Below are 14,088 nucleotides of genomic sequence, written 5' to 3' on the forward strand. Positions count from 1 at the left end.
GCCACCCCCTCCCCCACACCCCCCCCACCCTCCTGTTTCTCAGGCCTCCGCGCCTTTTTCGTTTGCCGTATGCTCACTCCGCAAACCTAACCCCACGTCTCGGGCTCGAAAATCGACGTCTCGGCGGGTGTGGGTCAGGCGGGACCCACGACTGCCAGGATCTCTGGTCGAGCGAGGATCTCGGCGGCCACCTCTCGACACTCCTCCAGGGTGACCCCGTCGATGCGGGCCAGCACCTCGTCGATCGAGTAGAGCTCGCGGTGAACCAGCTCGGCACGGCCGATGCGGGACATCCGGGAGGCAGAGTCCTCCAGGCCCAGCACGAGGCCGCCACGCAGCTGGCCCTTGCCGAGCTCGAGCTCCTCGGCGGTGATGCCGTCGCGGGCGACGGCGGCCAGCTCGGAGCGTACGACCTCGAGGACCTCGTCGAGCTTGGCCGGCAGGCAGCCGACCTGGACCCCGAAGAGACCCGTCTCGGCGTGGCTGTAGGCGTAGGAGAAGACCGAATAGGCCAAGCCCCGGTGCTCGCGGACCTCCTGGAAGAGCCGTGAGGAGGTGGCGCCGCCGACGGCGGTGTTGACCACCTCGAAGGCGAAGCGGCGGTCGTCGCCACGCTGCAGACCCTCACGGGCCAGGATGACGTTGACCTGCTCCAGCGGCCGCTGGGCGCTGATCTCGCCGGGTGCGACCTCGAGCGGCGACCCCTCACGCGGGGGCACCGGCGCGGCCGATCCCCGCAGGAAGCCCGAGCCGGAGAACGCCTTCTCCACCATCGCCACGACCTCGTCGTGCTCGAGGTTGCCCGCGACCGAGACGACCATCCTGGGCGCCACGTAGTGGGCCCGGTAGAAGTCGTCGATCTCCTCGCGGGTCAGCGCGGCGATCGAGGCCTCCGTGCCGGCGATGCCCCGCCCGAGCGGGGTCTCGGCACCCCAAGCCTGCGCGGAGACGAGGTTGTGGATCACGTCGTCGGGGTCGTCGTCGTGCATCGCGATCTCGTCGAGGATCACGTCACGCTCGGCCTCCACGTCCTCCCCCGTGATCAGCGAGGAAGTCAGCATGTCGCCCACGACGTCGATCGCCAGCGGCAGGTCGACGTCGAGCACCCGCGCGTGGAAGCACGTGTACTCCTTGGCGGTGTAGGCGTTGAACTCCCCGCCGACGCGGTCCATCGAGGAGGAGATCTCCAAGGCCGTACGCGACGGGGTGCCCTTGAACAGCAGGTGCTCGAGGAAGTGGGAGCAGCCGTGCTGACGCGCGGTCTCGTCGCGGGACCCGACGCCGATGAAGACGCCGATGGCGGCCGAACGGACCCCGGCCATCTGCTCGGTCACGATCCGCAGGCCCGAGGGATGGACCGTGCGGCGTACGAGCGACGTCACCGCGCCGTTGACCTCGGTCTGCTCGAGCGTGACGGTGGTCCCGGGCTCCTGGTTATAGCCGGAGGACCGGCCGACACCTGCGTGTCGACCGGTCCCCCGGGTGGTGCGTGACACCAAGGTCACTCCTCGTCTGCGGCCTCGGTGGCGGTCTCCGCAGGAGCTTCCTCGGAAGGAGCCTCCTCCTCGAGCACCGGGGCCAGCGAGAGCTTGCCGCGGTCGTCGATCTCGGCGATCTCGACCTGGATCTTCTGGCCGACCTCGACGACGTCCTCCACCGACTCGACCCGCTTGCCGCCGTTGAGGGCGCGCAGCTTGGTGATGTGGAGCAGGCCGTCCTTGCCCGGGAGCAGGGCGACGAACGCGCCGAAGTTGGTCGTCTTCACGACCGTGCCGAGGTAGCGCTCGCCGACCTCGGGCATGGTCGGGTTGGCGATCGCGTTGACCGCCGCACGGGCGGCCTCGGCGGCGTCGCCGTCGGTCGCGCCGATGAGCACCGTGCCGTCGTCCTCGATGGAGATCTGGGCGCCGGTGTCGTCCTGGATCTGGTTGATGACCTTGCCCTTGGGCCCGATCAGCTCGCCGATCTTGTCGACGGGGACCTTCACGGTGATGATCCGCGGAGCGGTCGGAGCCATCTCCTCGACACCGCCGATGGCCTCGTGCATGACGTCCAGGATGGTCGTACGCGCGTCCTTGGCCTGGTTGAGGGCCTGGGCGAGGACCTCGGCCGGGATGCCGTCGAGCTTGGTGTCGAGCTGCAGCGCGGTCACGAACTCCGCGGTGCCGGCGACCTTGAAGTCCATGTCGCCGAAGGCGTCCTCGGCACCGAGGATGTCGGTCAGAGCGACGTACTTCGTCTCGCCGTCGATCTCACCGGAGATCAGGCCCATCGCGATGCCGGCGACCGGAGCCTTGAGCGGGACACCGGCGTTGAGCAGCGACATCGTCGAGGCGCAGACCGAGCCCATCGAGGTGGAGCCGTTGGAGCCCATCGCCTCGGAGAGCTGACGGATCGCGTAGGGGAACTCCTCGCGGCTCGGGAGCACCGGCAGGAGCGCGCGACGAGCGAGCGCACCGTGGCCGACCTCGCGGCGCTTGGGCGAGCCCACGCGACCGGTCTCGCCGGTGGAGAACGGCGGGAAGACGTACTTGTGCATGTAGCGACGGTGCTTCTCCGGGGAGAGCGTGTCGAGCTGCTGCTCCATCTTGAGCATGTCGAGGGTGGTCACACCCAGGATCTGGGTCTCGCCGCGCTCGAAGAGCGCAGAGCCGTGGACCCGCGGGATCACGCCGACCTCGGAGTGCAGCGGACGGATGTCGGCCAGTCCACGACCGTCGATGCGGACCTTGTCGCGCAGGACCTGGGTGCGGATGGCCTGCTTGGTGATGGCCTTGAACGCCGCACCGATCTCGCCCTCGCGGCCCTCGAACTGGTCGCCGAGCTTCTCCAGCAGGGCGGACTTGATCTTGTCGCCCTCTTCGTCGCGCTCCTGCTTGGTCAGGACGCGCTCGCGCGAGCCCTTGACGCTGTAGAGGTCGGTGACGTCGGCGCCGACGATGGCCTCGACGGCCTCGTAGACGTCGTCCTGGAAGTCCAGGAAGACCGGGTAGTCCTGGACCGGCTTGGCGGCCTGCTTGGCCAGCTCGGCCTGGGCCTCGACCAGCTGCTTGATGAACGGCTTGGCGGCGTCGATACCACCGGCCACGATGGCCTCGTTCGGGGCCTGGGTGCCGGACTGGACGAGCTCCCAGGCGGCCTCGGTGGCCTCGGCCTCGACCATCATGATGGCGACGTCCCCGGTGTCGGTGACGCGGCCGGCGACGACCATGTCGAAGACGGCGTTCTCGAGCTGGCTGTGGGTCGGGAAAGCGACCCACTGGCCCTCGATCAGAGCGACGCGCACGCCGCCGACCGGGCCGGAGAACGGCAGGCCGGAGAGCTGGGTCGACATCGACGCGGCGTTGATCGCGAGCACGTCGTAGGGCTGGTCGGGGTCGAGCGCCATGACGGTGATGACGACCTGGACCTCGTTGCGCAGACCCTTCTTGAAGGTCGGGCGCAGCGGGCGGTCGATCAGGCGGCAGGTGAGGATCGCGTCCTCGCCCGGGCGACCCTCGGAACGGAAGAACGAGCCGGGGATCTTGCCCGCGGCGTACATCCGCTCCTCGACGTCGATGGTGAGCGGGAAGAAGTCGAAGTGGTCCTTCGGCTGCTTGGAGGCGGTGGTCGCCGAGAGCAGCATCGTCTCGTCGTCGAGGTAGGCGGTCACGGAACCCGCGGCCTGCCGGGCGAGCAGCCCGGTCTCGAACTTGACGGTGCGGGTGCCGAACTTGCCGTTGTCGATGGTCGTCTCGACGGCGGTGATGACTGGTTCAGTCAAGGATTCGTCCTTGTCTAGGTCTCGGAGCGCCCCCGCGCCGGGCGTGTGCACTCGTTGTGCACGGGGCCGGTCTTCGATCGAGACCCTCAGGTCCGCGACGGACCTGGGAATCACTACCGAGGACCGAGCCGGACGGGCGGGCCGCTCCTGGTGATGTGTTCCATTTTCCGAGTGCCTGCGCGGCTGGCGCTAGCACTCATCGCTCAGCCTATCCGTCCCCTGCCCGAAATGCGGAACGGAGGCACGCGCGTGCCTCCGCGAGGACATCACACGACGGTGACGGGGTGGCGTACGACGGCGTCGAAGAGGTAGCCGCCGGGGTTGTGGGCGGCGACGTCGGGCTGGGTGCGGCCGGCCCGGTCGGTGGCCCGGACGAGGATCTCGTACGCCCCCGGCTCGGGGTTGCGCCAGGTGTGGTCCCACTGCGCCCAACCGAGGCCGTGGCCGCCGGTCGGGCGGCCCGGCGCGTGCGGAACCGCCCGCGCCCAGGTCTCTCCCCCGTCGGTGCTGATCTCGACGCGCGCGATCGGCGCGGCGCCGGACCAGGAGCGACCGCTCAGCACGATCCGCTCGCCGGCCGGGATCTCGGCGTTCCACTCGAGCTCGAGGGCCGAGCGGACCGGGTTGACGGTGAGCGGGCCGTCGACGTTGTACCACTTCGTGTCCCACGGCGAGGTCAGCACGCTCGTGGACACCTCCAGCGAGCCGAGCCACTTGATGCTCGCGATACCGATCCAGCCGGGCAGCAGCAGCCGTAGCGGGAAGCCGTGATCGGGCAGCAGGTCCTCACCGTTGGCGCCCCAGACGAGCAGGGCGTCGTCGACGGCCTTCTCGATCGGGAACGGGCGCCGCACCCGGCCGTAGTCGACACCCTTGTCCACATAGCCGGCGTCGAGCCCGCTCGCCTGCACCGAGACCGCGTCCTGACGGATGCCGGCGGCGGCCAGGACGTCCGCCAGGCGTACGCCCTTCCAGCGGACCGCACCCACCGCGCCGAGCGTCCACCTGGTGCCGCTGACCTCCTGGCCCTGCTGGGTGGTGAAGAAGCTGCGGCCGTTGCCGGTGCACTCGTGCACCGAGGTCGTCTCGACGTGCCGGAAGGCCTTGAGATCGTCGAGGGTGAGCTTGAGACCGGCGGGCCCGCGCAGCCCGTCGCCGAAGATCTCCAGCTCGTACGTCTCCGGGTCGATCTGCGGGGTCGCGGTGTGATTGCGCACGAACAGGTCGGCCTGCGGGGTCAGGTAGCGGCGCGGGTCGACCGAGTCCCAGCGGGTCTCGGCGTTGGTGCCGTAGTCGATGAACCGCTCGACGGGCAGCGGTTTGAGGATCGCGGGAGCCCCCGCGGCGGCGCCGGCCGTCACCGAGTCAGTGACCTGCGCGGTGCCCACCGCTGCCGCCCCGAGTGCCGCGGTGGTGAGGAAGGTGCGTCGGTTCAGACCTGGGGACGTCATGTCTAAACATTAACATGATTCACTTACTCTTGTTTGGGTTTCGCCAGTCGGCTCGGCCACCAGATCCGGTCGCCGGCATCGAGGTTGATGGCGGTGACCAGGATCGACCGGACGATCATCGTGTCGAGCATGACCCCCAGCGCGACGGTCACCCCGATCTCGGCCAGGAAGACCATCGGCAGCGAGCCGAGCACCAGGAACGTCGCCGCGAGCACGACGCCCGCCGAGGTGATCACGCCACCGGTCGAGGTCAGGCCGACGAGCGACCCCGCCCGGGTGCCGAGGACCTCCGCCTCCTCACGCACCCTGGTCATCAGGAAGATGTTGTAGTCGATGCCCAGCGCGACCAGGAACACGAAGGCGAACAGCGGGAACCCCGGGTCCGTGCCCGCGAAGCCGAAGACGAACTCGAAGAGCAGCACCGAGATGCCGAGTGCCGCCCCGAACGACAGGATCACCGTGCCGAGCAGGATCAGCGGGGCGAGCAGCGCCCGCAGGAGCACCATCAACACCAGCAGCACGACCAGCAGGACGATCGGGATGATCACCAGGTTGTCGCGCTGACTGGCGTCGAGGGTGTCGAGCATCATCGCCGAGGTTCCGGTGACCAGCGCGCCCGAGCCGTCCACCTCCTGCACCGCCGAGCGTGCGGCGGCCACGATGTCGTACGCCTCGGGCGAGGTCACGTCCGCATCGACCACCGCCGCGATCGCGACGACGCCGTCCTGCGGCGGGCCGAGCGGGAAGCTCACCATCTCCCCCGCCGGGGTCTCGGTGGGCACCAGCCCGTCGACGCCGTCGAGCGCCTGCTGCACCTGCGCTTGCGCCGCCTCGTCGGCGACCACGAGCAGCTGGTTGGACTGGTCGGCCATCTCGTGGTCGACCAGCACCTGCTGGCCGGTGATCGAGTCGAACTCCTTGGTGTAGGTCTCGTCCGATGCCAGTCCGTTGGCGTCGAGCCGGAACAGGCCGAGGCAGGCGAGGAGCAGAAGGCCGGTCGTCACCACCCAGACCCGGCGCGGCCGGACCGAGACCATCCGGCCGACTCTCGCCCACAGTCCGGTCTCGGTCGGGTCCTCCGACCCGAACGCCGGACGCTTCGGCCAGAAGACCCAGCGGCCGCAGATGACCAGCAGGGCAGGCAGCAGGGTGACCATCGCCAGATAGGTCACCCCGATACCGACGGCCACGACCGGCCCCATCCCGGAGGTCGAGTTCATCTCCGCGAAGGTCAGGCAGAGCATGGCCAGGGCGACCGTCACGGCGCTGGCGAGGATCGCCGGGGCGGCACGATGCAGGGCATGCGCCATCGCGTCGTGACGGTCCTCGAAGTTGCGCAGCTCCTCGCGGTAGCGGGAGACCAGCAGCAGGGCGTAGTCGGTGCCGGCACCGATCGCCAGGATGCTCAAGATGGCCTGGCTCTGGCCGTTGACGGTCAGACCTGCCTCCTTCGCCAGGAAGTAGACCAGGCCCATCGTCACGCCCAGGCCGACCACCACCGAGACGATCGGGAAGATCCAGAGCACCGGGCTGCGATAGACGAACAGCAAGATGACCACGACCACCGCGAGCGCGGCCAGCAGGAGCGTCGTGTCGATACCGCCGAACGCCTCCGCCGCATCGGCCGCGGAGCCACCCTGGCCGGTGACATGGAGTCGTACGCCGTCGTGGTCGGCGATCCCGCGCACCTCGTCGACGAGGTCGGGCATCTTGTTCCAGCCGTCGGAGCCGAGGTCGAAGGTCACCGTGAGCTGGGCGACCTCGCCGTCCTCGGACAACCGCGGCGGCTCGATCTCGCCCTCGACCCCGTCGAGACCGCCGAGCTCGGCGATGTCACCCGAGGCGACCGCAGCGAGGTCGGCTCCGGTGGTGGTGGTCGAGGTGTAGACGAGCGTGGTCGGGATCGCGTTGGGGTTCTGGAAAGGGCTCATCTTGTCGAACCCGCGGGTCGACTCCGCCGACTCCGGCAGCCAGGAGCTGGCCTCGTTGTTCTGCACCTCGGTCAGCTTCCCGGCGAACCCGCCGAGGGCGACCACGGCGAGCAGCCAGAACACGACCACGACGTACTTGGTCCTCGGCCCGGTCAGCTTGCCCGCAATCTGTCGATGCACGGTCTCCACACTGCGCCTGATTCACCCGAGAACGGGCAGGAATGCCCCCTCAGGCCCAACCTTCCCTAAAACAGGCGAACGGGCCGCCCCCGATGTGGGGAGCGGCCCGCCGCTGCGAAGCGAAGATCAGGAGATCAACGACGAAGGCCGAGCTTCTCGATGATCGAGCGGTAGCGCTCGATGTCCTTCTTCTGAAGGTAGTTGAGAAGGCGGCGGCGCTGGCCGACGAGCAGCAGCAGACCACGACGGCTGTGGTGGTCGTGCTTGTGCTCCTTGAGGTGGTCGGTCAGGTGGGAGATGCGGTGCGACAGCAGCGCGATCTGCACCTCCGGCGAGCCGGTGTCACCCTCGGTCGTGGCGTACTCGGCGATGATCTTCTTCTTGGTCTCCGCGTCAGTTCCAACTGCCATGCGAAGGCTCCCTTCCGGCCCGTGGGCCTACTCGTTGCGCGGCGCGCCCGGGCCTGTTCACCGGGGCACTCTTGGTCCGCGGCCGATTTCACGGCTTGAGCCGCCGACCCCCATGGGTCGACAACCCGAGAAGATTAACAGCGAGCCGGCGTACGCCCCGAATCGCCGCCGGATCACGCCACGATCACGAGACGCGCCACCATCCGGCGCAACCTCCACCAGAACCTCATCGCTCTCCCCCTCGTCTCTCCCGCCACTGTGTTCGACGCTGTGGAGCCGGGTTCGGTTGCATCGGTCAGCTCATGGTTTCCCAGCGGCGCTCGGCGAGGCGCTGGGCGAGGCGCTCGGCGAGCTCGTCGTGACCCCGGGAAGCGAGGCCTTCGGTACGGTCGCCAGCGGCGGCTCCTGGATCGCCGGTGCGTCCTTGCTCCCCTCAGCGAACGGGTTCGGGTCGAGCGCGGTGCCCGGCTGGACCCGGCTGGGCAGCGGGAAGACGTTGTAGAGCTGCGCGGCACCGTTGGACCACGGGTAGTAGATCCGTGGCTGCAGCGGCTCACCGGTCATCTCGTCGGTGCAGACGACCTCGGCCATGTCGAGCTCGTCGCCGGTGACCGGCGGGAGCGGAGCGGCGCTCGTCGAGGTGCAATCGGGCTGGGTGACGACGTCGATCGGCTTCCCCTCCTGGTCGAAGAGCTGGACGCCGGTCAGCGGCTTGCCCGAGGCGTCGTACGGGTAGATGTTGCTGACCCAATTCCCGTTGGAGTAGATCCCGGCCTGCTCGTCCATCGGCGCGGCGTACCCGCCGCCGGCGCCGGCCTCGTTGAAGCCGTCGCTCCAGCCACGGTCGTAGTCGGTGCTGCCGCCGCCCCCGCTCGCCCAGGTCATGAAGAGCACGAACGCGGCGAACGTGTTCAGGCCCAGGAGCACGACCCTTGCGGCAGTCCCCCGCTCACCGCCGGGCCACACACGGCCGGCGCCGATGAACATGCTGACCGCCACCGCGACGATGAGCAGCAGCACGGCCGGGGCGCTCGACATGCTCCACCCGAACATCGCCGAGACCAGCCAGGCCGCGGCCCAGGCACGCACGATCCACCACAGCGGCCGCAGCCAGGCGACCACGGGCCCCAGGTCCGTACGCAGCAGCTCACCGCCCTTGGCGACCGCCGCGTCGAAGCGGTCGTGGCCGGCGTCCAGGAGCCCGTCGACCCGCTCCGCGAACCCCCGAGGCGCCTTCACACCCACGGGGATGCCAGCAGCGGCCCGCAGCTCCTTGGCGTACTCGACCGGGTCCCCGAGCGCGTCGGGACCGCGCTCCTCGACCAGCTCGGCGAAGTCGGCCTCGAGCCCGTCGGTGATGTCGCTGAGCACCTCCGGGTCGAGGTCGTCGAGCTCGCGGCGTACGCGAGCCAGGAAGAGCCGCACCTCCGGCGCGACGTTCGGCTCGGCATCTGTGGTCGTCATGCCGCCACCTCCGTAGCGCAAGCGCCAGAATACGGACGCGACGGCATGATGTTCTTGTTGTTCGCTCGCTGACGCTCGCTCATGCGCTTGCCCCTCGGAGGATCTCGGTGACGGTGGTGGAGAAGTGGGACCAGTCCTCGCTCTGCTGCTTGAGCTGGCCTTGCCCGGCAGGTGTGATGCCGTAGTACTTGCGGTGCGGACCGGACTCCGACGGGACGACGTAGGAGGTCAGGGCGCCGGCGGCGTAGAGCCGCCGCAGGGTGCCGTAGACCGATGCGTCGCCGACGTCCGTGAGCCCGCTGTCGCGGAGCTTGCGGACGATGTCATAGCCGTACGCGTCCTCGCCGTCGACGACGGCCAGGACGGTCAGGTCGAGCACCCCTTTGAGCAGCTGGGTGGTATCCATGCTTGGCACACTACTACGCAGTGCGCACTACTTGCCAGAGCATTGCACCGCGCGCCGCCGAGGAGCTCAGCGGCGTCGAGGGCCTGACCCTAGGACCGGCCGCGTACGTCGCGTACGAAGTCCTTCCAGGCGGCCGTGTCGCCGGCCGGCCCGGAGGCGCGGGTGGGGCCGGTGAAGGTGCGCACCTGGACAGGCTGAACGGGCCGCCCCGACGGCGAGGCGGGCGCGAGGCGGGTCTGGGCGGTCGGCACCGCGACGCTGGCGCGCAGCTGCTGGCCGTAGCCACCCGGCGCTCCCCCAGGGCCGGCGGGACCGCCGGGACCCCCGGGACCGCCGGGGCCGCCAAGGCCGCCGGATCCGCCGGAGATGAGCGAGGACATCGGCGTGTACTCCTCCACCTCGTCGATCTTGCCCGGCACCGCGAGCCAGATCAGCGCGATCAGGAACCCGGTCGCCCACCCGTAGGTCAGTCCGTACGCAGCACCCGACTCGAGCGCTTCGCCGAGCGTGGCCACGAACGACGCGGAGCTGCCGGCGAGGTAGGAGTAGAGGCTCCCGGCGACCTGTCCGGCGGCGGTGGCGACGATCGCGGCGAACCAGCAGCCGAGGAAGACCGGCCAGAATGCCCGCGGCCAGATGCCGATGGTGCCGAGCCAGGTCAGCAGCCAGGTGAGCACGAAGACGGTGCCGGTGAGGACGGCGGAGTTCACCAGGTCGTCGCCGGAGAGGAGACCGCTGAACGAGCCGTCGCCGAAGTAGGTGAGCCGGTCGCCGAGCAGCGCGGCCACCCAGCCGGCCGAGTCGGTGCCGTTCTCCTCCATCCAGGTCGAGAACGGCGCGGAGCCGGAGAGGAACTGCAGGACCCAGAGGCCACCGGTGACCAGGACCGCGTTGAGGAAGGCCGGGATGCCGCCGCGGGGGCGCTCGGCCTCGACCTCGGTCTCGTAGGCGGACGTTGGGGTGGAGTGGGGATCCATAGCCAACAATTCAACCGCACCTGGACCCCGCTGAACAGGCCGAGGGGTCTACGGCTCGGTAAGACCCTGCTGAAGGATGGGTCGCGCCCGCACCACGTCGGCGCGCATCTGCTCGACGAGCGCGTCGATCCCCTCGAAGGCGACCATGCCGCGCAGCCGCTCCACGAAGGCGACCTCGACCTCGACGCCGTAGAGCTCCAGGTCGTCGCGGTCGAGCACATAGGACTCGACCCGGCGCCCGACCACACCCTCGAATGTGGGGTTCGTCCCGACCGAGATGGCGGCCGGGAACCGCTCGCCGGTGTCACGCCTGGTCAGCCAGCCCGCGTAGATGCCGTCGGGCGGCACCGCGGTCAGCGAGTCGGTGGGCACGTTGGCCGTCGGGAACCCGAGCTCGCGGCCACGCTGGTCGCCCTTCACGACGACGCCGCGCACCGAGTAGGGACGGCCGAGCGCCTCGGCGGCGCCGGAGACGTCACCGGTCGCCAGGCACGTACGGATGTAGGTCGATGACCACACCTGGGGCCCGCCGTCGAGCGGGATCCCCTCGGCTGAGAAGTCGTGGATCTTGCCGTAGGCGACCAGGTCGGCCACGTCGCCGGCGGCCTTGCAGCCATAGCGGAAGTTGGCGCCGACCACGCACGCCTCGGCGTGCAGCGCGTCGACGAGCACGCGCTGGGCGAAGTCGTCGGGTGACCAGTTGGCCATCTCCATGTCGAACGGCAGCGCGAGCACCGCATCGGCACCGGCCGCGAGCAGCAGCTCGGCGCGCTCCTCCATCGTGGTGAGCACACCGGGGGCGTGCTCGGGCCGCAGCACCGCCATCGGGTGCGGGTCGAAGGTCACCGCCACCAGGGTCAGCTCCTTGGCGTCCGCCACCTCCCGCCCTCGACTGATCACGTGCTGGTGTCCGAGGTGGACGCCATCGAAGTTGCCGACGACGACGCACGTACGCCCCAGGCCGGCCGGCACCTCACTCAGACTTCGCCACAACACGGCCACAGAATATCGGGGAGTGCTCACTGGGGCGTGATCTGGGCCGTCTGTCGGGCACGGAGCGTGAGATAGACCGCGCGCATCCCGATGGCTCGCTCGATCTCGCGGAGCACCGTACCGAAGAACTGCTCGCGGTAGGTCTCGTCCGTGACGGTCGAGACGGTGAGGTAGAGCGAGGAGAACCCGGCGAGGAACAGCGCGACCTTGACCAGCTCGCCCGACACGTTCGGCAGCCAGGACAGGTTGTGCAGCGACGGCTGACCGGTCCATCCCATCTGCACTCCGTCGGTCATCACGATCGCGCCGAAGAGGAGGAAGAACGCGAAGACGGCGACCGCGATCAGCACGACCTGGGTGGCCTGGATGACGAGCAGTGCCAGCACCAGGTTCCAGCGCTCGAAACCCGTCACCTGGGCGAGCTCGGCGGGATCGGTGCCGTGGCCCTCCCGGGCGTCCTCGAGGAGCTCCGCGCAGGCGGCTTCCAGAGGCGTGCCCCGGCACGTACGCATCAGGAAGGCGGCGTCCACGTCGTCGTCGATCCGATCCACCTCCTCGAGCAGCCGGACCAGCAAGAACGCCGCCGCCGACCCAGCGAACAGCAGCGTGACCAGCCACAACGCACCCAGGTCGAGGTTGGCCGACATCTCCCAGACCTCGGCGTTGATGAACAGGAAGGTCATGAAGAGCAGCAGCAGCGGCAGGGCCCGCAGGGCCATCGGCAGCAGTCTGGTCAGCGACCCGAACGTACGCGCCAGCGCCCACACCAGGATCGGCCGGAACCGCATCGCGGTCAGCGCATACCACCCCGCGGCGGCCCCGCCCAGGGTCAGCAGCAGCGCCGGCGCCGCCCCGAGGTCGCCTGTGGTCCAGGCCAGCGCCACCCCAGCCGCCACCGCGACGACCACGACCACCAAGCCCACCCGGACCGTACGCCGCGGCCGCATCGCCGCTCTCACCGCGACGCGCTCCTCGGGAACGAAGTAGGTCAGGCCGTTGTGACGGAACCAGGAGTCAGCGAGCCGAAGCGTCTCGGCAGGTCCGTTCTGCTTCACAAGGCGGTCTCCTCTGTCTCAGTCACCCGACGAAGACAGCGCTCGCCTTCGCGGTCGTGGCGCTGACAGGCTCGTAGAGAGCCAGGAACTCCCCGTCCGGGGCGAACACGGCGGTGAGACCCTCTAGCGCCAGCTTCAGCTTGCGGCCGAAGCGTACGTCCTGGGCCTGTTCCTCGGAGAGGTCGACCGAGGGGAAGGCCGCTCTGGCGGCGTCGGCCAGCGGCAGCACCGCGAACTCCTCACCGAGCTCGTCGAGCGTCCTCGCCACGTCGAGACCGTACGGCCCGACCGCGGTGCGGCGCAGCATCGTCAGGTGGCCACCGACCCCGAGCCCCTCGCCGACGTCACGGGCGATCGCGCGGATGTAGGTGCCCGAGGAGCAGCGGACGGAGATGTCGACGTCGACCATGTCGCGCTCGCTCCGGAGCTCGCCGACGGTGAGCTCGTGCACCGTGACCGGCCGCGCCTTCAGCTCGACCTGCTCCCCGTCACGTACGCGCTGGTAGGCGCGCTTCCCGTCGACCTTGATCGCCGAGACCGCGGTCGGCACCTGGAGGATGTCGCCGACCTGGGTGGCGAAGGCGCTGCGTACGCGCTCCTCGTCGATGCCCGCGGCCGAGCGCTTCTCCACGATCTCGCCCTCGGCGTCATCGGTGGTCGTCGAGACGCCCAGCCGGACCGTCGCCGAGTAGGACTTCTCGGTCAGCATCAGGTGGCCGAGGAGCCGGGTGGCGCGCTCCACACCCAGAACGAGTACGCCGGTGGCCATCGGATCCAGGGTGCCGGCATGCCCGACCTTGCGGGTGCCGGCCAAGCGCCTCACTCGCGCGACGACGTCGTGAGAGGTGACCCCGGCGGGCTTGTCGACGATGACGAGCCCACCAGCCGAAGCGGAGCCCGAGGCAACTCGCGCAGCGGGAGAGCTCACTCCTCGTCGTCCTCTTCCCACTCGGCCTCGTCCTCGCGCGGCTTCTTGTAGGGGTCGGCCTCGCCTGCGTAGGTCTCCCCACGCGCAGCGGCGACCGCGTCGTCCTGTGCCTTGGCGCGCGCGAGCACGTCGTCGAGGTGGCGGGCGGTCTCCGGCAGCGCGTCGTGGACGAACTCCAGCGTCGGCGCGGTGCGGGTGCCGAGCTGCTTGGCGACCTCGGAGCGGATAAGCCCCTTGGCCGACTCCAGCGCGGCGGCCGTGCCGGCGAGCGACGCCTCCCCCCCATCGTCGGAATCAGTGGCGCCCAGCACCGTGTAGAAGATCGTGGCCTGCTGACTGTCGCCGGTCACACGTACGTCGGTGACGGTGACGAACCCGATCCTCGGATCCTTGATCCGTCGCTCCAGCATCTGCGCCACGATGACCTTGATCCGGTCAGCGATCCGGCGAACCCGTGGGCTACTCATGTTCACACTCTCTCAAATAATCGAAGTAAATCGAGACGTTGGCCGGGCCGCCACCGCAACACC

At 69.5% G+C, this 14,088-nt stretch carries 12 protein-coding genes; all 12 read right to left on the bottom strand.

What is annotated here, in order from left to right; genetic code table 11:
* Positions 1-134: 134 nt before the first annotated feature.
* The 12 genes from ACFWQC_RS03760 to rbfA all read right to left on the bottom strand — a co-directional run bounded on the left by ACFWQC_RS03760 (position 135) and on the right by rbfA (position 14,025).
* Entirely contained in the window at positions 135-1,496 is a 1,362-nt protein-coding gene (locus ACFWQC_RS03760) for a M16 family metallopeptidase (RefSeq protein WP_378673273.1), read from the bottom strand.
* A gap of 5 nt (positions 1,497-1,501) precedes the next feature.
* Positions 1,502-3,763 (bottom strand): polyribonucleotide nucleotidyltransferase, encoded by a 2,262-nt coding sequence (locus tag ACFWQC_RS03765; RefSeq protein ID WP_378673275.1) that lies wholly within the window; start codon positions 3,761-3,763, stop codon positions 1,502-1,504.
* Positions 3,764-4,029: 266 nt separating this feature from the next.
* Positions 4,030-5,214 (bottom strand): sulfite oxidase, encoded by a 1,185-nt coding sequence (locus ACFWQC_RS03770; protein ID WP_378673277.1) that lies wholly within the window; start codon positions 5,212-5,214, stop codon positions 4,030-4,032.
* A 23-nt stretch (positions 5,215-5,237) separates the two neighbouring features.
* Positions 5,238-7,325 (bottom strand): MMPL family transporter, encoded by a 2,088-nt coding sequence (locus tag ACFWQC_RS03775; RefSeq protein ID WP_378673279.1) that lies wholly within the window; start codon positions 7,323-7,325, stop codon positions 5,238-5,240.
* A 134-nt stretch (positions 7,326-7,459) separates the two neighbouring features.
* Entirely contained in the window at positions 7,460-7,735 is a 276-nt protein-coding gene (gene rpsO, locus ACFWQC_RS03780) for a 30S ribosomal protein S15 (protein WP_008363208.1), read from the bottom strand.
* Positions 7,736-8,035: 300 nt separating this feature from the next.
* Positions 8,036-9,199 (bottom strand): HAAS signaling domain-containing protein, encoded by a 1,164-nt coding sequence (locus ACFWQC_RS03785; protein WP_378673282.1) that lies wholly within the window; start codon positions 9,197-9,199, stop codon positions 8,036-8,038.
* 79 nt (positions 9,200-9,278) lie between these two features.
* Positions 9,279-9,605, bottom strand: coding sequence for a PadR family transcriptional regulator (locus tag ACFWQC_RS03790; RefSeq protein WP_045548854.1), 327 nt, complete (start codon positions 9,603-9,605; stop codon positions 9,279-9,281).
* A gap of 89 nt (positions 9,606-9,694) precedes the next feature.
* Positions 9,695-10,582, bottom strand: coding sequence for a hypothetical protein (locus tag ACFWQC_RS03795; protein WP_378673286.1), 888 nt, complete (start codon positions 10,580-10,582; stop codon positions 9,695-9,697).
* Between the two features lie 48 nt (positions 10,583-10,630).
* Complete coding sequence (locus ACFWQC_RS03800) at positions 10,631-11,578, bottom strand: bifunctional riboflavin kinase/FAD synthetase (RefSeq protein WP_378673289.1); 948 nt, start codon at positions 11,576-11,578, stop codon at positions 10,631-10,633.
* Positions 11,579-11,601: 23 nt separating this feature from the next.
* On the bottom strand, positions 11,602-12,630 hold the full coding sequence (locus ACFWQC_RS03805) for a hypothetical protein (protein WP_378673291.1): 1,029 nt from the start codon (positions 12,628-12,630) through the stop codon (positions 11,602-11,604).
* A 22-nt stretch (positions 12,631-12,652) separates the two neighbouring features.
* The gene (gene truB, locus ACFWQC_RS03810) at positions 12,653-13,558 is read right to left on the bottom strand and encodes a tRNA pseudouridine(55) synthase TruB (RefSeq protein ID WP_378673294.1); all 906 of its coding nucleotides are present in this window, start codon (positions 13,556-13,558) and stop codon (positions 12,653-12,655) included.
* Positions 13,555-14,025 carry a 30S ribosome-binding factor RbfA gene (gene rbfA, locus ACFWQC_RS03815; RefSeq protein WP_378673297.1) on the bottom strand — a complete coding sequence of 157 codons (471 nt, stop codon included), beginning with the start codon at positions 14,023-14,025 and terminating at the stop codon, positions 13,555-13,557. Before rbfA ends, truB begins: the two co-directional genes overlap by 4 nt.
* Positions 14,026-14,088 lie beyond the last annotated feature (63 nt).

The sequence above is a fragment of the Nocardioides sp. NPDC058538 genome, assembly GCF_042719275.1.
Taxonomy (GTDB): Bacteria; Actinomycetota; Actinomycetes; order Propionibacteriales; family Nocardioidaceae; genus Nocardioides.